Annotated in this window: 19 protein-coding genes and 1 pseudogene; 7 read left to right on the forward strand and 13 right to left on the reverse strand. The window is 60.5% G+C overall.

All coding sequences use genetic code 11. The annotated features are described in order from the left end of the window. Nucleotides 1-25: 25 nt before the first annotated feature. The 7 genes from P3T23_RS26700 to P3T23_RS26730 form a co-directional block, all read right to left on the reverse strand. Nucleotides 26-1,564, reverse strand: coding sequence for an IS3 family transposase (locus P3T23_RS26700; RefSeq protein ID WP_429319101.1), 1,539 nt, complete (start codon nt 1,562-1,564; stop codon nt 26-28). A gap of 398 nt (nt 1,565-1,962) precedes the next feature. Further along, nucleotides 1,963-2,070, reverse strand: a complete 108-nt coding sequence (locus P3T23_RS26705) for a hypothetical protein (RefSeq protein WP_429319171.1) — start codon at nt 2,068-2,070, stop codon at nt 1,963-1,965. 10 nt (nt 2,071-2,080) lie between these two features. Next, nucleotides 2,081-2,356, reverse strand: a complete 276-nt coding sequence (locus P3T23_RS26710) for an FCD domain-containing protein (RefSeq protein ID WP_429319102.1) — start codon at nt 2,354-2,356, stop codon at nt 2,081-2,083. A 311-nt stretch (nt 2,357-2,667) separates the two neighbouring features. Beyond that, nucleotides 2,668-2,868 carry an IS1096 element passenger TnpR family protein gene (locus P3T23_RS26715; protein ID WP_429319172.1) on the reverse strand — a complete coding sequence of 67 codons (201 nt, stop codon included), beginning with the start codon at nt 2,866-2,868 and terminating at the stop codon, nt 2,668-2,670. Nucleotides 2,869-3,200: 332 nt separating this feature from the next. Continuing rightward, nucleotides 3,201-3,413, reverse strand: coding sequence for a hypothetical protein (locus P3T23_RS26720; RefSeq protein ID WP_429319103.1), 213 nt, complete (start codon nt 3,411-3,413; stop codon nt 3,201-3,203). Nucleotides 3,414-3,816: 403 nt separating this feature from the next. Further along, nucleotides 3,817-5,283 carry a UvrD-helicase domain-containing protein gene (locus P3T23_RS26725; RefSeq protein ID WP_429319104.1) on the reverse strand — a complete coding sequence of 489 codons (1,467 nt, stop codon included), beginning with the start codon at nt 5,281-5,283 and terminating at the stop codon, nt 3,817-3,819. 1,008 nt (nt 5,284-6,291) lie between these two features. After that, on the reverse strand, nt 6,292-6,483 hold the full coding sequence (locus P3T23_RS26730) for a hypothetical protein (RefSeq protein ID WP_429319105.1): 192 nt from the start codon (nt 6,481-6,483) through the stop codon (nt 6,292-6,294). 178 nt (nt 6,484-6,661) lie between these two features. On the opposite strand from P3T23_RS26730, the gene P3T23_RS26735 reads away from it, so the two are divergent. Continuing rightward, the gene (locus P3T23_RS26735) at nt 6,662-8,017 is read left to right on the forward strand and encodes a hypothetical protein (RefSeq protein ID WP_429319106.1); all 1,356 of its coding nucleotides are present in this window, start codon (nt 6,662-6,664) and stop codon (nt 8,015-8,017) included. 732 nt (nt 8,018-8,749) lie between these two features. After that, nucleotides 8,750-8,920, forward strand: a complete 171-nt coding sequence (locus P3T23_RS26740; protein ID WP_429319176.1) for a hypothetical protein — start codon at nt 8,750-8,752, stop codon at nt 8,918-8,920. 132 nt (nt 8,921-9,052) lie between these two features. Here the strand turns inward: P3T23_RS26740 and P3T23_RS26745 are convergent. Beyond that, a pseudogene (locus P3T23_RS26745) lies at nt 9,053-9,175 on the reverse strand (helix-turn-helix domain-containing protein); the annotation flags it as partial. A 292-nt stretch (nt 9,176-9,467) separates the two neighbouring features. On the opposite strand from P3T23_RS26745, the gene P3T23_RS26750 reads away from it, so the two are divergent. The 4 genes from P3T23_RS26750 to P3T23_RS26765 all read left to right on the forward strand — a co-directional run bounded on the left by P3T23_RS26750 (nt 9,468) and on the right by P3T23_RS26765 (nt 12,934). Then, nucleotides 9,468-9,878, forward strand: coding sequence for a hypothetical protein (locus tag P3T23_RS26750; RefSeq protein WP_429319107.1), 411 nt, complete (start codon nt 9,468-9,470; stop codon nt 9,876-9,878). Between the two features lie 227 nt (nt 9,879-10,105). Beyond that, a complete protein-coding gene (locus P3T23_RS26755; protein WP_429319108.1) occupies nt 10,106-10,516 on the forward strand; it encodes a hypothetical protein in 411 nt (136 codons plus the stop codon). A gap of 585 nt (nt 10,517-11,101) precedes the next feature. After that, entirely contained in the window at nt 11,102-11,338 is a 237-nt protein-coding gene (locus P3T23_RS26760) for a hypothetical protein (protein WP_429319109.1), read from the forward strand. A 267-nt stretch (nt 11,339-11,605) separates the two neighbouring features. Further along, nucleotides 11,606-12,934: a hypothetical protein gene (locus tag P3T23_RS26765; protein WP_429319110.1), complete on the forward strand. Its 1,329-nt coding sequence runs from the start codon at nt 11,606-11,608 to the stop codon at nt 12,932-12,934. Between the two features lie 58 nt (nt 12,935-12,992). Here P3T23_RS26765 and P3T23_RS26770 read toward each other — a convergent pair whose 3' ends face one another. The 4 genes from P3T23_RS26770 to P3T23_RS26785 form a co-directional block, all read right to left on the reverse strand. Next, a complete protein-coding gene (locus P3T23_RS26770) occupies nt 12,993-13,955 on the reverse strand; it encodes an amidohydrolase family protein (RefSeq protein ID WP_429319111.1) in 963 nt (320 codons plus the stop codon). A 77-nt stretch (nt 13,956-14,032) separates the two neighbouring features. Continuing rightward, nucleotides 14,033-15,505, reverse strand: a complete 1,473-nt coding sequence (locus P3T23_RS26775; RefSeq protein ID WP_429319112.1) for a benzaldehyde dehydrogenase — start codon at nt 15,503-15,505, stop codon at nt 14,033-14,035. Between the two features lie 157 nt (nt 15,506-15,662). Then, nucleotides 15,663-17,306 carry a GMC family oxidoreductase gene (locus P3T23_RS26780; RefSeq protein WP_429319113.1) on the reverse strand — a complete coding sequence of 548 codons (1,644 nt, stop codon included), beginning with the start codon at nt 17,304-17,306 and terminating at the stop codon, nt 15,663-15,665. A 153-nt stretch (nt 17,307-17,459) separates the two neighbouring features. Beyond that, entirely contained in the window at nt 17,460-18,362 is a 903-nt protein-coding gene (locus P3T23_RS26785) for a LysR substrate-binding domain-containing protein (RefSeq protein ID WP_429319114.1), read from the reverse strand. A gap of 198 nt (nt 18,363-18,560) precedes the next feature. Here P3T23_RS26785 and P3T23_RS26790 point away from each other — a divergent pair, with 198 nt between their 5' ends. Further along, a complete protein-coding gene (locus P3T23_RS26790) occupies nt 18,561-18,881 on the forward strand; it encodes a DUF4148 domain-containing protein (RefSeq protein ID WP_429319115.1) in 321 nt (106 codons plus the stop codon). Nucleotides 18,882-18,908: 27 nt separating this feature from the next. On the opposite strand, the gene P3T23_RS26795 is transcribed toward P3T23_RS26790, so the two are convergent. Continuing rightward, nucleotides 18,909-19,664 (reverse strand): SDR family NAD(P)-dependent oxidoreductase, encoded by a 756-nt coding sequence (locus tag P3T23_RS26795; protein ID WP_429319116.1) that lies wholly within the window; start codon nt 19,662-19,664, stop codon nt 18,909-18,911. Nucleotides 19,665-19,683 lie beyond the last annotated feature (19 nt).

A 19,683-nucleotide genomic window follows, 5' to 3' on the forward strand; every position in this document is an offset into this window, starting at 1 on the left:
GCAGAAATCCTGGACTCGTTTATGTTTATGCTGCAAGCCCAAGGCTCTCACGATATTCAAGGGGACTGAGTGAGCCGAGCGAGATTTTGATCCGCTTTTCGTTATACCAGCGGATGTAGGAATCAACTACCTCAATGAATTGGTCAATGGTTGTAGCCTGCCAGTCCCGAGGATAGAACAGTTCCGTTTTCAGCCGCCCGAAGAAGCCTTCGCAGGCTGCATTGTCAGGCGAACACCCTTTGCGCGACATCGAGCGAATCAGCTTCGCGTCGCGGATACGTGAGAGCCACCCCGGCCAGCGATAATGGGCGCCGCGATCAGAGTGGACGACAGGCCGGTCGTTGCGATTGGCCACCTTCTCGATGGCTGCATCCAGCATGGTGTTCACAAGCTCGGCATCCGGACGCGTGCCTATTGACCAGCTGATGACCAGTCCATCGAAGCAGTCGATGACGGGCGACAGATATACCTTGCCAGCCGGGATCTGGAACTCCGTAATGTCGGTGAGCCACTTCTCATTCGGGGCTGCCGCCTGGAAGTCTCGGTTGATGAGGTTCTCCGGCGCAGGGCTGATTTCTCCCAGGTAGGAGCCGTAGCGACGCCGCCTCGTCATGGCAACGGCCAGGCGTTCCTGCTTCATCAAACGCCGCACGACTTTCTCCGAGATGAAGACCTGCTGCCGCCCAAGAGCCGCCCGAATCCGACGATAGCCGTAGCAACGATGATTGAGCTCGAAGATGCTCGTGATGGCGCGACGCACGTCAGCAAACTTGTCAGAGACCCGTAGCCTTGCCCGGTGATAAAAGTATGAGCTGCGGGCAAGGGCTAGTCTGGCAAAGAGTTCTGACAGCGCGTAGGTTTGTCTCAGGGCATCAACCAGCAACGTCTTCTCCCGATTGGTCAGGAGTTGCGGGTCGAGGCCCAGGCCTTCTTTTAACAGTTCATTGGCCTTCTTCAAAATGTCGTGTTCGAGCTGCAATTGCCGGATGTCGCGTCGAAGCGATTCGACCTGCCGCTCCAGCTCTGCCCGCTCAGGGGCTTGCGGCGAATCGTTGTGGCGTTTCATGGATGCCGGAACCTCACGACCGAGTAGCTTGTTTTTCCAGTTGTATAACGTCGGCCTGCTCACGCCTATCTTTCGAGCAATCACTTGCGCACTTTCCTCTCGAGTGCACAACTCGATGACTGCCGCCTGCTTCAACTCGGGAGACTGCGATACGCCGCCTGCTTTGCCGACAATGCGCTTCCTGGTTTCAGGGCGCAGTTCATCAAGCCAGGCCGCGAGTGTTCCGCGCCCCGGATATCCCAGTGCTTTCACGGTGGCAGCAAGACATTGACCATGGCTCAGATAGTGATCCGTAGCAGCTTTTTTTTGTTCGGCCGAGTATTTCGGCTTTGAGCAAATATAACCCGCAGGCAAATCTTGCGATAGTTCGTATGCGCGATACCAACGTTCGAGAGCTTTTGTTGTCGGATAACCCAATTGACGAACGGTCGCTGTAAGACGCTTTCCAAGTCTTATGTAGAGCTTGACCGCTCGGATGCGGTCTTCGTACGAGTACATGGACTACCTCCAGGTAGTCCATGATTTCTGCCGCACCCCCAAGCGCGAATCACGAATTTACCCGACTACAGTCCGAGAAGGAGATTTAGCTCTTGAATTGGGAAGGTTCGAGACCGGAACGATCCGAGAGTGCAGGATTCAATGTCGCGATGCTGCGGCACCTGCCTCATATGAGGCAGGACGGAATCACGGGAAGGAAGGATAGCTGCATCGAATGTTCCGATACCTGGGCGAGACGCCTTCCTGTTCATAATCACCAAACCGCATAAACCGAATATGCAGGCAGAGGTACTTTGTGGCTCGCAACGCGAAAGCAGCGTGTTGACCGCGTTGGGTCGAAGTGCCGCGTGGCCGATATAGCGGCTTCAATGGTGCCCGCAGCACTCGAGCAAGATACGCTACGATTTTTGCGCGCGTTGAGCGAGGAGGTAGGCCGTTCGCTGGATATGGGAGCGCATCAGTAGTTCAGCCAATCCTGTATCGCCGCGCAGAATAGCATCCGTAATTCGCCGGTGATCATCGTTGGCGCACGCTGGCGTGACTCATCAGTTCCCGCGCTTGGGCCCGAAAGAACGTTGTATACAAATGGTCGAGAATGGCCGGAAGTCGGCTGTTCCCACCTATTTCGAGCAACAGGCTGTGATAGTCGGCATTGGCGCGGAAATAAGCATCCGGGTCTTCTGCATCATCTTCTGCTGCATTAAGACGCTTCTGGGCGAGCCTTAGCCTCTCGGCGTAATTCTCCATGCTGATGCGGGAGGCCGCCTTGCTGTCCGCTATCGAGTGTTCCATCCGTTCCACGCCTTCCTCAGTGGCGCAGCATTTGCCGCCTGTCGGTCAAAGCGCCCGGGGTCGTAGTCGACGCCCAGTCCAGTCAAAATACCTTCTCGCTTCGTCCGAGGTTGAGTCACCCTGGATGCACGCAATGAGCGCGGCCTGGCCTGGACCACCAACGTCCTCCTGAAGTCAGGCGCGCTCGCCGGCTAACACTCTCGCATAACCCAGGCTCATCGATGGCCTCAATACGCTCGGCGATTATTCGGTGTTTCCAGCCATTGCCGATATCTACTGGTAGCGAAATGCCGCTCCGACTTCGGTTGCAGTTACCGAGATAGCTCGTCGAGTAAGTCTTCCTGAAGCCCGGTATTAACCTGTTTGAGGTTTCCGTGGAGACGGCCGCCTAAGTCAATCTCGTGGAGATGTGCGGCTGACCATCTAAACGCGACGTGAATCACATGGTGAGGCGCGGCGAGACTGGCTTTGCCTTCAATCTGAACGCGACCGCCAGATAAGTGGCTCGATATTCAGCGGTTCGATGCGCAACATGTAGAGCGAGGGCTTCTTCGCCGTGACGAGACTTTAGATTTAGTTGAGCGGGACGGGCCAGGAGTGTTACCGTTGGAGGCTATTCTTCTGCCAGCGTCTATTACACCTACGCCGGAGACGACGCACCGTCATGGGCGAAGCAACCGGACGTCCAAAAGCCGTTTACGCAAATTGCGACAAATTTCGGTGGCGTCGCGCAGGCACGATGGGGGGTGGAGTTGAAAGATGGCGTATGGCGCCCCCTGGCTAACTAATCCTGTCCCTATCAGCTGGAGCGAAACGAGACCGACGGGCGATGGTGGAGCGTGCGTTACCCGTCGTATTCGAGCTGAACGACAAGCCGGGCGCCTGTGCCGCGCAGTTTTCCTTCGACCTCGAACTCCGTTAGATCGCGATCGAAGTCCATATACAGCTTCACCTGGATCTGGTCTGCAATCGTCGTCAGTTCGTAACGGCCAGCAGCGACGACAAATTTCCACGTGACTGAACTGAGAGACGGCAGAAGTCGTCGCAGGTCCTCCATGTCCAGTGTCGCACCGTCCGCGATCCGCCGAAGCGGGGACGAAGAGGATCGCGCGCCGGCTGATTCTTCCAACGACAATCTGATCGTAGTGCCAACGACCGGCGCGACGCGAAGGTGATTCTTGGCATACGCTTCCACGCGACCGAAAGCGACACGCGTTCTATCTCGAAAGTCCATTTTCAACCCAATACCTGCTTCGTGAGGTTGGCCGCGCCGCGTCCTGCACTCGCAATCCGGTCGGCAATCTTTTCAGCTTCGACTCCAGACCAGTTTGACTTGATTCGGAACCGGATGGGTGTTGTTGAACTAGTTGGTGCTGGGCAAGCAGCCAATTCGCTGGCAAATTGCAGAGGAATGGACCCGATCCGTAAATTCGAACCCGCACAGTCGCTGGTACGTACTGTCAAAGACGCGAGCTAAACAGCCGTAAAAGCTCCTCGCGCAGCTCGGAGATGTCCAGCACATGCTGTGCGCGCGTGACAGCCACGTAAAGCAGGCGCAGTTCGTCCTCGTCCAGCGTCAGGCGCCCGTCAACGGTCTTAAAGCGAAAATCATTGGCTACCTTCACCCGTTTCCATTCAAGCCCCTTCGCGCGGTGCACGGTCGAGATAACGTAGTCGGCGCGTGCCTCGGGCGTCACTCGCTGCGCCAGCGCCCGCAGATAGGCGGTGCCACACTCGTCGACGATCCGCACGATCGGTAGCAGGTCGCGACCGACCGCGCTCTGGGCAAACGACTGAGCGTCCTTCCACGTTTCGAACAACGAAAATGCTGCCGGCCGAAACGCCCGCCTGCCGTCCATCAACTGGTCGGCACCGTCGGCGAACGCCACGATCTCAGCAGGATTCATCCGGATCGCCGCCTTATGACCCGCTTCGACGCCTGCGGCCAACTGCCAGATCGCCGTCACGTTCTTGCGACACAAAATGGCGTCGACAGGCGGTGAGATAGTCGGGTCCTCCACCATGATCGAACCTATCGTGTCCTGGCCGCGAATGGGCGTACCCTCGCCAAGGAGACCGAGAATGCGACTGGCGAGCGCAGCGAACGTTGGTCCGAAGCGGAAAGATTCGGTTAGCGCGCGCTCGGGCGCGTCGATCTGAGCCATTGCATTGATCGCGCCGCGCCACTCATAGATCTGCTGGTAGGGATCGCCGACGTAGATAATCTGCGCGTGGCGCTGGCGGCCGAGGACCGAGAGCATGACGCCATCGCTGTCCTGCGCCTCGTCGAACAGAATAAAGTCCGCATCGATACGCGGTTCTGTCTGCGCCCATACTTTCAGATAGACGTCTGGCGCAATGGCCGTGCGCCCGCGTGGATCAGTGCTTTCATTCCACAGACGCGCGACGCAGTGAAGCAACGATTCGCGCAGCCAGTCGGCCGCCTTTTCATCGATCTTTTCGTCGACGGGGATGTGGGATGCCTCCGGCCGCAACCGCGCCGAGCGGCAAAACATACCCAGGCCGTCGGCAATCATCCGGCCGATTTCGAACGGCGTGACTTCGACGGTTTTTCCGGTGACGGTAGGCACCTGTACCGGCCCGAGCCCATAGCGGGCAGCCAGTTCCTGCGGCGGCTCGGCCGGGAGACTCACGCGCGCGGTCAGGGCGGGAGCGACGGACGCATACGCGAGCGAATGCACCGTGCGCGCGCTGACGTTGGGAGGAAAGCCGCGACGGGCGTGCCCGGCAATTTCCTTGTTGAAGGCGAGATAGCTGCCGCGCCTGCCGGTGAGATGATCGGCAATCAGCCGTAGGGTCGACGTTTTACCCGCGCCGGCATACGCTTTGACCTTCAGGTCGTCGCCGCCGAGAACCGAATCGACGACGGCGCGCTGTTCGGCGGTAGGCTTGAACGAACGAGGCATGGCGTGTGAGGCTGATCAAGAAGCCCGTAGTGTGCCGGAAAACCGAACGAGGTGAAGCACGGCGACCAGTGGAACATGCGGTCGGCCGTGGCCCGGCAGCGGCGGCTGAGGGCAGACGTCTGGGGGGATACTGGGCGGTACGCCAAGGCATCACCGCGGCGCGCAGTGGGCGTGTTGTAGACTTCGGCCATCGGACTGAGTTCGACCGTGACCAGCTAGCCGCTAACGATAGTTAATTTCCTCATTCCGGCAGTCGAGTCAAGGTCGAGCAATGCAGCAAGCGTCGCCGGCATCTGTCGTTTGTTACAACTTTAAGGTTTAACTGCAACGCACGGAGCTTCGCAGCACGGACGCGTAGCGGAGCGCGCCGATGAGGCTCTGTCTGCCCGAGGCGCCAAGGCGCAGCGCCCTTCCCGAGATTCACGACGCCGCAATCCTTCCACTTCCCTGGGAGGGCGGTCCATGTTTTTCTCTTTCGAAGTCCCGGTTGTCACACTTCGCGGACGACGGTTTCCGGCAGCGATTGTAGATGTGTGCGGCGATCGCCGCGGAGTAACGGTTCGTGTCTTCACCAACCGTACCAGACGGGTGCCGTTAAGAATCGCGACGCTGCTGAAGGTCGATGTCCGTTCGGCGGACTACGACTCCGACCCGACGCCCACGGTCGACTTCGTTCTCAACGCTGTACTTGATGAACTGGCCAGCCGCCAGGTCCGGGTGAACCGGCGGCCGGTCACACGCTGGCCGATTGTCACGTTCGATCAACCAAAGGCTGGCCGACGCGCAGGCTGGACAAACCGCGCTCGGCGCATCGCTAAAGGACACGCAGTAGCGATGTCGAGCGATAGGCATTGAAGAGATAGGCTGACGACCTATCAAGGGGGCGTCTCAGAATTCGGAAAAAACAGGCGCGAAATTCCGGTACCGTTTCCCTGAAATTCGGCCTCACGTAAAAAGCCGCTCATTGCGAGCAGCTTCCTTTAAACGGGCACGGTTGCCACGGCGACTTCACGAGGCTGTCGCCTTCACGACACGTTTGACGCCGCTTACGCGCAGCTTTCCGCGATAGGTCACGGTTGCCGGCTTCCGCTTTTCGCCGTCTTTCATCGCGGCGTCAACGCGCTCGAAAAGACGTACCGCGCCCTGCTTTTGCAGCGCGACGACAAGCGGGTAGCGTTTTCTACTGACGTTGGTAACCATAAAAGCCTCCTGAATCGGGCATCGGCGTGGCGGGCTCAACCGCATGCTTGCCGCTGCCCGCCCGCGAGCCGCGACAGGTGGCGCTCCGTCTCGTATTTACAACGCAAGATGCCCAATTTCCAGGCGGTTTTTCCTTGAATAGGTTAAAAGCGAATTGTGCCAACAGACTGGGACGCCCATGGCCAAAGCTGCGCACATTGTCTTCGTGAAGGATGAGGCGGGCAATATCGCCGCGGCCAGTGACCTGTCCACAACGAGTCGTTCCACGTACCTCTGTGTGGCATGTGGCAAGCAACTGCATCGGAAGACCCCCGAGAATGGCTTTCCTTACTTCGTGCACGCGCAGCGGACCTCTTGCCGGCTTGCCGCTCACTACGCCTTGCGCGCCGCCGCGCAGCGTGTACTGACAGAGAGCCGCTTCATCAAGGCCCCGCTCGCAGGGCAGCCAGTCGATGCCAAGAGGTTATCCGCGTCCCTCGCCCAGTGGTCCGACTCCGCCTGCGACCTGGAGGTGGGCCATGTACCGGTCGACTTTCTCGCCGAGACGGGCGAAGGGCAGTTGCTCATTGAGCTCTCAGTCCCGGGCCTGCCCAGGACCACTACACCGGCGCGCCTGCGCGCCCTGCAGCTGCCCACGCTCGAGGTAGAGCTGCCGCCGCCGGCGGACGTCCATGGTTTTAGCGACCTGCGCCAGTCGCTGCTGCATTCCCTGGCCAACAAGCGCTGGGTTTTCCATCCGGCGCATTCCCTTGCGACCGGTAGGCACAATGGCAGCCACTTTCAGGCGGCGGAACCTGAAGCCCCGCGAGCGCAAGCATTCGAAGCGAGCGCGCCTTCACCATGGAACCCCGCTTTGTCATTCGCAGACAGCACGTGCTTCCGGCAACTCGCGGTCACCGAAAAGCTCGAGGTGCTCGAAAAGGAAATGGACCTGCCGTGCGACCAGTGGCCTGCGTACGTCGATATTGAGGTCCGCGGCGAGCAGACGTTCGGCGTGGACCGGCGCGTGTGGCAGGCTGACGTTTTCAGCCGTTTTGTGCAGAAGGTCCATTCCGGTGTCGGTGAGAACATGTTTTCCGTCGCCGACGTCTCCGGATGGCTGAAGAACCGCTATCTTCTTGACCGCCCATTTCCGAGCGCAGACGGCATCGCTGTCCACCAGTTCCTCTCGGCACTGGTCCAACGAGGATTCCTTGTAGAGCGGAACGGCGACGAACCCCACTACCGGGTCGTTCGAACTCGCCCGGCCACCAATGAGTCCGGCCTCGTCTGGCGGCCTCACGCTACGCTGCCGGCAAGCCAGCTGCGCGTCCTTTCGACGCAGGCGGGGTTGCGCGTGCCGGTGGACCTCGTTCAGTGGCTGCTCGAGTCGTTTGACGACTGCCACCCGTATGGGACCGTTGACGACTTTGTTTCCGCGCTCTCACGAAGAGTCCACGCTCCACGGCGGAACATCATCGCGTTCTTGCTGGACGCAAAACTGGTCGTTGAGGGCGGAGAGGGCCCACAGGGTAGCCAGGAAAGACTCTTTTGAGTTGGGCTGAAGCCGACCGACGTGGCTGTGGCTGGCGGAAGCAGGCCTGGACTATCTTCATCAGGCGGGCGATGCCGGCGACTATGCGGCTCGCCGCGTACGTCGTATCGGTTGCGGTTCTGAGCCCGGCGACGCTGCTGTGGCGCAACGACTGCGGGTATTGACGGCCGGGCCCGAGCATTCCAACGCACGAGGCGCGCCCACTTACGGTTCGTCGTTCCCACCTGTTGGCCGCCCTGGTTGCCAGGTAGCCGCGCGGTTCCATCGATTTCGCGTCGCTCGTCGTCCGGTTTCGAGGCTTGCCGCTCACACCTGGTGACGGGATTCCCGCGTGGTGCGGCGCCGGGAGGCGGCCTTTCCGCCTCGAACCCGTGGAGCTACGCGTCCGCCCAGCCGAACGCGGCCTGGGCAACCTGGTGCAGTGCGGCAATCCTCGCTTTGTCCGCAATCGGGGGGTGAACAAGGTACGCGTCGCCTTGAGCGATCATTTGTCGTTCTGGCGGCAGGGCAGTCGTCGCGCGGGCGTTGATCGGCCAGCGCGCGGCGGTGCATAGGACCGCGGTGCTCGGCGTCGATCTCGCCGTATCCGGCGCAGTGACGGGCGAGGGACTTGGCGCCCGATCGCTTCGTTATACGGACAGTGCGGAAGTACTTGGGGCAAACGACGGACGGTTCGACAGTCGGCAACCGGTACCGCCAGGAGTATGGCGGCCGGGCGCCAATGTGAGCGCCGTGCTCGGCAATCTGGCGCAGCCATATCTGACCGTCGCGAGCATGTCGAACGGCTGGGTCAACAGTGACTTGGCGATCGACGCCACTCAGACGCAAGTCGTCGATCAGTTCACCGCCGAAGATAGTGGATCCGACAAAGCCGATTCGCACACTGCCGATTTCGCCCTTTAGCGAACGCCGGACATCCGAACGCACCCGGTCTGCTTGCGCGAGCAGACGCCGCGCATCCGCGAGCAAAATGCTGCCAGCCTCAGTCAGCACCACGCGCCTGCTGGTGCGCTGGAAAAGCGGCCCGCCCAGTTTTGCCTCCAGTGAGCGAATCTGCATGCTCAACGCGGGCTGCACGATGTGGAGGCGTTTGGCCGCGCGTCCGAAATGCTCTTCTTCTGCGACGGCAACGAAATAGCGTAGCTGGCGAAGACCCATGGTGTTCCGCAATCCGATCAGATTAAATGATCAATAAGTCAAATTAATCTATTTTACATTCGTCCCGAAAGATACGACGCTATCAGTCGAAAACGCATGACGGCGAACGCGGGCTCGCTCGTCGACGAGTGTCCATGACACTTCCTCGCGGCTCGTGTTTGCATCGGCGATAAGGGCCGACGGCGGCTCACCGGGCATCGTCGTCGCGCCCGGACTCGCCGGTCGCGCCAACTCGCCCTTCGGGCGACCCTTACCAACAGGTTAAAGATGAACGTTCCTTGCAGCTTGCGCAATGACGCGCCGCGACGCCGCCGGCGCGCTTTCCGGCGTGTCATGGATAGGTTGCGCGTTGGGGCCAGACTACCCCAAGCCGACAATCGATATCCCCACAAGCTTCAAGGAGGGCGTCGATTGGCAATGGGCGAATGCAAATCCACACGCGTCGCTATCGAATACCTGGTGGCTCGATTACAACGATACGTTGACTGACGGGCACGCGCAGATGGGGAATCAGTCGATTGCGCGAGTCGAAGCCGCTTATCGACTCGCGCAAGTGGCCGTTCCGGCGATCAAGGCCAGCTTCGTCCCGACGATCGGTGCGGACGATTCGGGATCACCCTCCGGACCGGGAGCGGAGGCCACAGGGGAAACGACCCACACGGCCCGGCGTGCAAAACTTTTACGACACCATGCGCATCGTTGATATCGTCGACCGCGACATTCTTCCGTACACCGACATCCGCCGCACCACGCGACTCGCGATCGTGCAGATACGTGCGCACGGCAACGCCGGACGGGCAGGACGAAATTGTCGTCCAGTTTCAGCGCCTGTTGATTCACACCTGGTTTAAGAGGCATCCGCAACTTTTCGCCGCGCGCCTCAAGAAGAACGGAACACGTCCTCCATTAACGAAGCAGAGGAAAAATCACATGACGTTTGATATCGAATCGCTGTTTGTCGACGCCGTCGATGGCACCGAGCGCGTCGCCACATCCATCACGCACAAGGACATCGTCACAAGCCTGTCTGCCGAGCTGGCCCAGCAGGCTGTCACCGTCCTGCATATCCTGTATCCCCGCACCGACGCGCGCACGCACGTGAGCCTCGATGCGCTGGTTGCGGCGCTGAACCGCCACGGCATGCATCAAGTCGCCCGCCTCATCGCCGAGGAAACGCACTATCTGCTGTTTCGCAATCCCGCAAAAGCGTGGCGTCTGCTTCAGGAGATCCGCAATGATTCGCTTGCCATCGGCGTGCAGGTCTACCACAAGGGGCTCGCGGGCGATGCGGCCGAGCAGGCGCTCGATGCTGATGCGCATAAGAGGCGCGCCGGTGCTTGACGCTGCCACTCCGACCGGCATTCGCCGGTGTGCCGTTTTTTCGCGCCAGACAGAATTGTGCATTACCGTCAGGCCGGTTTTTCTGGCGCGAGCGGAAGGGCAACCTGCCCCCGCACTTTTCGCGATGAGCCGCGCGACGATCTGCGAGCTGGGCTATGTTGAAAGTCCTCTGGACTCGCTGCTTGCCGATACCTTGATCTGGATGAGGCAGGAAGGTTTGATCGGACGTTGAGGACGATCCTCGCGGTACGGTGCGTTGACGTGTCGGTTATCGCCGCGGCGGCGATCTGGATGTCAACGGCAGGCAACTGGCAGCTGCGGTCAGCCTAATGAAGATTTTCCCGGCGCTCTGTCATGGCGCCAATGGTCTTCCGTCTTGCGCCGCACCTGCGCCGCGCCGCGGCAACGTCTCCGCTCGGCCAACTCCAGACGTTCGAGCCTCGCCCCAAATTTGCTCCAAAGCAGCCTTTGACGGCCTTAGAAGTCGGAATAATATGTATCCAAGATTGGGGACCACGCGGCGTTCTAGCGACGCCGATGTGGCCCACTTAATTCCGCGTTGGCCGATTGAGGATCATTGCAAAAATGGCGAAACAAAAGAAGAAGCTCACACCTGGTCAAAAGGCCGCGAAAGAGGAACGGAAAAGGAAGTTCATGTTTGTATTTATGAATGGCAAACAAGTGCGAGTTAGGCGACCAGAGAGAATTGATGGCATCGACGTCGATGAATTCATCCGACGAAATGCAGATCCAATCTGGCTGCATCAGAACGGAATGCATGAGCTCATAGAAGCTGCGCTTGGGCCCTATGCTCCGCTTTAAGGACTTTGATCAGGTTTCCTCCATCGAGGCTTGTGCGACGCCTGCACGCTGGCTCACCGGCGCGCTCACATGCATTCGGCTTAGGGCAGGCATCGCACAACCTTTATCAATAGCGCCTGTCCAATTCGTTCGGGCGGTCATTGCGGAATGGCCATTATCGCCATCGCGAGCGTTCTATTTGGTGGGGTGGCGCGCGCCGGTCGCCACAGCGGGGCATTTTGAGCGGTGCTGGATAATTCCGTCCGGGTTGAGCGACGGAGATTGCGCATGAAGTTCGAACTGATCCTGGCCGTAGACAGCGGCGGCGGCGAAATCACCAACGTGCCGCTTGCGCAGATGGCGCGTCCTGACGTCAGCGAACTGGCGACGTTGGGGCTCAGCCTGTGCGAGAGCAAACAATTGTTGGCGCAGCTTCAGCATGAAGTCGTCACCCGGCAGTTCGAGGCAACGACGCAACAGCGTCGGCACTGCGGGCAGTGCGGCACGAAGCGGGTCATCAAGGATTTCCATGGGGCGCGGTTCCGGAGTCTGTTCGGCGATGTCGAACTCCGGCTGCCGCGGTTGCGCAAATGCCAATGCGCCCTGGACTCGCCGGTACAAGGCTCCGGCAATGCCACGCTGCGGCAGCGCTGGATCGCACCGGAACTCGAATGCGTCCAGAGCGAACTTGCCGCAGTGTTGCCCTACGCGCGCAGCGCGGAACTCCTGAGCAAGCTCTTGCCCATTGGGGCGGGCAACAGTGCCAGCACAGTGCGCGCTCGCACCTTGCACGTCGGACAACGCCTGGAATCGGAGCTGACGGCTGCGCCCGTGAAACCGCCAGGTCCTCGCACGCCCCAGTCTCACGTCACGATAGTAGGCCTGGACGGTGGCTATGTTCGCCATTGCGACCCCGCTGCAGGGCACTCCTTCGAGATCATTGCTGGACGGCTACTGGCCGACGACGGAGCGCAGAGCAGCGTGGGCTTTGTGCGCACCGTCGACCAGCACTCGCGTACGCGGGTACAGCGAGCCGTTGCCGAACAGGGCAAGACCAGCGATAACCTGGTGGTCTTCACCGATGGCGACAGCCGCTTGCGTGACCTGCAGCTGTCGGTACTGCCCAGGGCGACACATGTGCTGGACTGGTATCACCTGACGCGGCGCCTGACCGTGTTGAGCAACGTCGTGTGCAGCAAGGAAGCCGCAGCACAGTTGCCCTCACGAGAGCACGCCCGGCTATCGGAGTGGGTCGATTCGATCAAGTGGCGCCTGTGGCACGGCCGCCCCGTCACGGCCATCGCCCGGCTCGAGTCCTTGCTAAGCCGGCTCGCGCGGCCTTCTTTGGCGGGCAAGGCCTTGGTGACTCGAGCCCACAAGCTCGCCGCCGGGTTGCTCCAATACTTGAAGAACAACGCCGAATCGTTACCCGACTCCGTCGACCAGATCATCGACAAGCGCATGTCGAAATCGCAGCAAATGCGTTGGTCGCCGCAGAGTGCACACCTTCTGCTTCAGGTGCGAATCCGCGTCATCGACGGCCGTCTTCGCCATGACTTCGAACGGTGGTACCCCGGCTTTACCACCAACGACGCAACCCTCCAACTCAGCGCCTGACCCCACCAAATAGAACGCTCTCCTTGGCGACCTCCACTGTCAGGCCACACGCGGCAATTCAAGCAGCCTTGTCGTCTTGCGGCGCGAGGCGGGGAAATAATGTCCAGGCATTGCCGTGGTTAACCGATTTGAGCTCGGCGACAGTGAAATCCTCGTAGGCGTCAAGCTGCGCAGTGAAGGTGCCAGCGATATCTGCTGAGACATACGGGAAATCGCTGCCGAAGAGAATCCTCTCGGTTCCGGTGAAGGCCTTGAGTGCCGGTAGCGCGACTGGACTCGCCGACAATGCGGTGTCGAAATAGAAATGCCTGAATTTCGCGAGGATATCGTCCGGACTATCGGCGTCGGGTCGGAAGACTCGAGCGAGTTGGGCGAAGCGATGTGATGCGTATGGAAGGAACCCGCCCGCGTGCGCGAGAATGATACGGACGTGTGGGTATCGGTCGATGATTCCGTTCTGCACGAGTTGTACGGCAGCGCGCGTCGTGTCGAACGGGTAATCGACCATAGGGGCGGCGACAGCGTCGAGTCCCGGAATCTGCGGTAAACCAGGGTGCATGAAAACAACTGCGCTGCGGCGGTCGAGCTCAGCCCAAAGCGGTTCAAAAGTCGGATCCGCAAGATATTTCCCCTCGTAGTTCGACAGCAGGACCACACCGTCGGCTCGAAGCTCGTCTAGTGCGTATTCAATCTCGTGAAGCGCGCCATCGACGTCAGGGAGAGGAAGTGTCGCGAAGTGCCCGAAACGAGCGGGTCGCTTGACGACGAGGTCCGCCGTGTATTCGTTTACGCGTCGGGCCATCGTCCGGCGCTCTGCTGGCTTCCACGCTGCGACGCTTGGCGCCGTCAAGGACAGGATGCCAGTAGCGATCTGTTGGGAATCCATCATGTCGACAGCGCTTTGTGGCGACCATCGAGGAATGACGGTGCCTGACTGATCGCCGCCATTTGATGGAAGCTCGTCCGCCCAGAAGGGCGGGACGACGTGCTGGTGAACATCAATGCGACGAGCCGCGCTCATAAATCGCTCCGTGTGCTTGAAGAATGATTGGGTGAGTGACGGAAAAGCCAAGGGTGCGACTTCTCCGTCGACATGGATCAGAACGGGTAGTTGGGGAGCTGCGAGCGCACTGTGATCCATTGCCACTCGCTGAACTGGTCGGCATTGCTGGACGCGCCGTGGCCGAAGCCGTTGCCGGAAATGCCGAGGCCGCCAATCGGGCCATAAATCCCATGCACCACGGTCTGATCGTTGATGTGGACCACTCCGGAATGCAGCGCATCGGCGACGCGTTGGGCGCGGGCCAGGTCGGGGGAAACCACCGCCGCCGACAGGCCGTACTCGGTCGCATTGGCCAGAGCAATGGCCTCCTCGTCGGTGCGGAAGGTCGTGATCGCCGCCACCGGCCCGAAGATTTCCTCGTCGAAGGCAGCCATGCCGGCTGTCACTTCGGTGATAACGGTCGGCTCGAAGAACAGTCCATAGCGTGAGCCACCCGTCAGAAGCTTCGCTCCCTCGGCCACTGTCTGCGAGACGATCCGCTCGGCATTGGCGGCCTGGCGTTCGTTGATGATCGGCCCGACCTGGACCTTTGCGTCGAGGGGATTGCCGACGACGAGTGCCTTGGCCTTTTTCACCAGGGCTTCGACGTAGGCTTCGGCAATGTCCTCGTGTACCAGGTGACGGCCGGTGGTGAGACAGATCTGGCCTTGGTGGAAGAAGGAGCCCCATGCGCCAGCACTCGCTGCCGCCTCGATATCTGCATCGTCGAGCACGATGAAGGGATTGTTGCCGCCCAATTCCAGTGATACGCGCTTAAGCTGTCCGCTGGCGACCGAGCCGACTTCGCGGCCGACACGGCTGGAACCCGTAAAGCTGACCATATTGATAAGCGGTTCTTTGACCAGTGCGGCACCGGTCTCCGCAGCGCCCGGCAGCACGTGGAACAATCCTTTGGGTAAGCCAGCTTCTTCAAATACCCTGGCAAAAGCCACGCCGCCGATAATCGGCGATTGCACGTCGGGCTTCAGCAAGACGGCGTTGCCCATCGCTAGTGCCGGGGCGATCGCCCGCACGCCCAGGATGAAGGGCGAGTTCCACGGCGTAATAATGCCGATCACGCCGAGCGGAATACGCCGGGCGATGCTCTGAAAGCCCGCCTCCATCGTTTGGGTCAGGATGCCTATGGGCTGGCTCCCGAGCGCGGCTGCCTCCAGAAGCTCGCGTGCGGTGACGTGCACCTCCCACTGTGCTTTGGCGCGAATCGAACCGGTCTCGCGGACCAGCTGTTCGGCCAGCTCGTCGGCGTGCGACAGCACGAGGCGGGCAGCCTCCCTTAGCACATCGCCACGCTGCGGCCCTGCCAGTTTGGCCCAAGCCTTTTGCGCCTCGCGTGCCGATGCGGCGGCAGCCGCGATGTCCTCGGCGGACGCGATGCCGATCGTGCCGAGCTTTGCGCCCGTGGCTTTTTCCGTCACATCCTCGGTGCCGAGGCCTGGGTGCTTCCATCCGTTGCTGTAGATTTTTTCATTCCACACGTGTGTGGGCGTCAGCAATGCTGTGCCAGTCATTCTTGCTTCTCCAAAGGATAGTTATTCAGACTGATCTCCATGTACTGAAAAGTAATATGAAGCCGTCTGCAAATCAGGTTGTTGAGAAGTCCGTCTTTCGGACAGGTTTATGCAGCCGTTAAATGCAGCACACATGACGTGTCGCCGCAGCGCAGATTCAAGCGGAAAGTTTTGCCGCGATGCGTTCGGCCACCATGATGGTCGTGACGTTCGTCGGGGCTGACGGGATGTCGGGAATAATCGATGCATCGACGACCCGCAGCGCTTCGACGCCGCGCACCTTGCCCCACCCGTCGACCACGGCGGTCGGATCGGCTTCGGTGCCCATTGGCACGGTCGAGGTAGGGTGCAGATAAGCCGCGACGTTCGAAACGATGTTTGCCCTGAGCGCTTTGTCGTCGATGGTGTTGCCCGGCGCCATCTCATGGTCGATTACGTCCAGGAAGGGTGCGGAACGGCCAATCTGGCGGGACAGTTGCACGGCCTCGACCAGCCGTTCGAGATCGTTCTTGTCATCGAAGAAGTTGTAGCGAATGTCCGGTGCGGCGCGTGGGTCGCGGCTCGAGAGCCGCAACTGACCAATCGACTTCGGCAGCGTCACCGCACACGCCAGAACGATCGCACCACCGGTGGGGCTGACCTTTGGGTCGATAAGATGCGTGCCCGATATCTGCAGGTCGAGATCGCCGGGCGCCGCGCTCTGCGAGCGCGTCCATACCAGCGCGCCGGCAGCGGGCTGCATGGCGTTTGATTCGCGCTTGAGTGCGTAAACGTTGTAGAAGAACGGATGATCCTGCAGGCGGTTGCCCACCGGCAGGTCGGCGACGGTTGCAATGCCGAATTCGGAGAGGTGCGCAGCAGGCCCAATGCCCGAGCGCATGAGAATCGCCGGGCTGCCGAAAGCCCCCGACGCGAGAATAACTTCACCCGCGGACAGAACGTGACCGTCGACCAATTTGATGCCCACGGCACGCTTACCTTCGAAAACCACGCGATCCACTTCGGCACCGCCCTGGATCGTCAGATTCGGACGTGCACGCACGGCGGCCGTGAGATAGGCCATGCCCGTATTGATGCGCACGCCATCGACGACGTTGAGCGTGTAGGGGCCGGCACCGTGCTGGTCCGCGCCATTGAAGTCCGATACGTGCTTCAGCCCCAGCGTTTGCGCGCCGTCAACGAAAGCTCGCATCGACGGTGTGTTCTCCGCGGCGGTACGCTGCCGGATCGGAAATGGCCCGTTACGTCCGTGCCAGGCGTCGTCTCCGGAGGGCGTGTTTTCCATCGACTTGTAGGCGGCCAGCACGTCCTCCCACGACCATCCTTCGATGCCGCGTTTGGCCCAGCGCGCGAAATCGGCCTGCCGGGCGCGAATTGCGACGGCGGCATTGACCGCCGAGCTGCCGCCGACCACGCGGCCTCGGGGCACAGGTATGTTGTGGCCGAGACTGGCGGCGTCATCGGTGTGGTAGTGCCAGTCATAGGCTGGCGAGCCCGCGACGATATTGGCGTCCTTCAGTACTTGTGGGTAGTCGTTCGGCGCGAAGTTCGGTCCCGCTTCCAGCAGCAGAACGCGGCGCCGCGAGTCTGCGCTCAGGCGCGTCGCGAGGACGGCACCAGCCGAGCCTCCACCAACGATCAGGATATCGAAATACTTCGTGGATTTTGACAGTCGACCAGACCCGGTGTTTCCAGATTGCTTTTCCACCCCCAAGGCTGATGTGGTACCGGTAACCGTACCGACTGCGGCAACTGCCGCTGCAGCGCCTGTAATGAGGACTTCACGTCTGGACATCTTCATTGTTGTACTCCTGAACACGTTTGCGGCGCTTCAAGCGCTCGGTGAGCCGATCAATCGATATCGACCGGCTGTGTGCTCAGGATGGGCCCGCTTCAGCGAGACAACAAGATGACTTGCCTGGACCCCATGTCCAATGAGATGGACGATGCGACTTTACGCGACGACTAGTGGGATGCGCTCGGCCAGAAAGTCTAGAAATGCGCGAACGGAGGGCAGCATGCCATGGCGAAACGGGATGACCGCCGTGATACTGGCTTCGCCGGCCAGCCAGTCGGGCAAGACCCGCTGAAGTGCGCCGGATCGCATGTCTTCGTTGCAGACATAGGCGGGCAAGGCAACGATGCCGAGGCCGTTCTGCGCGGCCTGCTTGAGGGTAACGATGTCATTGCCGGCCAGACGGGGTTTGAGCGGCACAACTATTTCTCCGTGCGATGGGTGCTTGAGCTTCCAGGTCATGGGACTGTTGTGCCTCAACATGACCAGCGTGTCATGTCCGGCGAGGCTTTCCGGCGCGAGCGGCATGCCGTGGTGCTCGACGTAGCTGGGGGAGGCGAACAGGAACCAGGGCGCCGGTGCCAGCGTGCGCTGCACGAGTGTCGAGTCGGACAGCGGACCGGTGTGTGAGCGCAGCGCGAGGTCATAGTTTCCGCCTGCGATATCGACCTGTTCGTCGCTGATGTACTGGATCACATTGATCTTCGGATAGCGTTGAATGAAATCAGGGAGTATCTGCCGCATGGCGAATAGTGAGGTCGCCACCGCGGTGGTGAAGCGGATCGTGCCGCTCGGCTCGGCAAGGCGCTCGCGCAAGGCGCTTTCGGCGAAGTCCGCACGTTCCAGCATCGCAATTGCATGCCGGTAGAACACGTCGCCCGCATCGGTCATGCTGATTCTGCGTGAGGACCGGTTGACGAGCCGTACGCCGAGGGCAGCCTCGAGTTGCTGGAGACGATGGCTTACCGTCGACTTCGGCACGTTCAGATTGCGGCTGGCGGCGGTGAGTCCCCCGCACTCCACGATACGAACGAAATACCGGAAGTCATTGAGATCAAGCATTGGCGCACCTTGCGAGTCCAGTGTGATAGACGGGGTCACTGTATACCGTTTGCTGATCCGCCGGACTTTTATCAAATCAGGAAGTGTGTGTGTTCGAAATGACGTTTTTTACGGGACAGGACGACGGCTAGACTGACTTCACTCACTCCCGCACATCGCGGATCCCGTAGAACGCCAGACTATCCCGGAGGTAGCGTTGTGAAAGCGAACGCGAATCGAATTGTTGCCGTAGCCCTTGCCGCTGTCCTAATTGTTCCGACTGTAGCGTTCGCCCAGACGACGTCGGCCTTGACCCGCGATCAGGTCCGCGCGGAATTGCGTCAGCTCGAACAGACTGGCTATGACCCTGGTGCCAATCACGACTCCCGTTACCCTGCGGATCTGCAGGTTGCCGAAGCCACGGTTGCTGCGCGTGACAACGCCGTTCAGGGTTCCGTCGCCGGCATGAGCTATGGCACATCGATTAACGGCTCTTCGCAAACGGGCGTTGCGCAGAAACAGTCGTCGGGCTCGAAGTAGGTCTGCGTCGGTCGTCGTCTCGATTGGTTACGAGACGGTCGTGCCGCTCTCCGCGAGGAAGATCGATCCGGTGGTGACACGTGCTTCGTCGGAGGACAGAAACAGCGCAGCGTAGGCGATATCGATGGGTTCCGCTGCGCCGAGCAGATTCTTCGCGTTGAGCTCGCGCATGCCCTGACTCACCCGCAGGCGTTCGATAACCCGTGGCGAAAGCGTAGTGGAGGGAGCGATTGCGTTGACACGAATCCGGTCGGCCGCGTAGGTCACGGCAAGGGAGCGCGTCAACGCGGCGACCCCGCCCTTGGCCGACGTGTAGCAGTCCACGCCGGGCACCCCAATCAGCGCGACATTGGATACCATGTTGACGATCGCTCCGCCGCCATTCTTGCGCATATGCGGAATCGCGAAGCGGCAGCCAAGGAAGGTGCCCCACAAGTCAACTTTAATGACGCGCCAGAACTCTTCCAGATCAGCGTCAACTACCGTGTTGTCGCGCGGCGTCGAGCCACCCGCGTTGTTATAGAGGATGTCGAGTTTGCCAAACTCGGCCAAGGTTGCCTCGATCATGGCAGCGACACTATCGCTTTGCGTGACGTCGGTCGTTATCGCGATTGCCTTGCCGCCGTCTTCCCGAATGCCCGTCGCGACGGCCGCAGCCGCAGCGGCGTCGATATCGGCCACCACGACGCTTGCGCCTTCACGAGCAAACAACTGCGCGGCGCTGCGGCCAATGCCGATTGCGGCGCCCGTGATGATCGCTACCCTGTCGTTAAGCCGGAGCATGTCAGAACCTCTCTTCTCG

The sequence above is a fragment of the Paraburkholderia sp. GAS448 genome (assembly GCF_050435685.1).
Classification (GTDB): Bacteria; Pseudomonadota; Gammaproteobacteria; order Burkholderiales; family Burkholderiaceae; genus Paraburkholderia.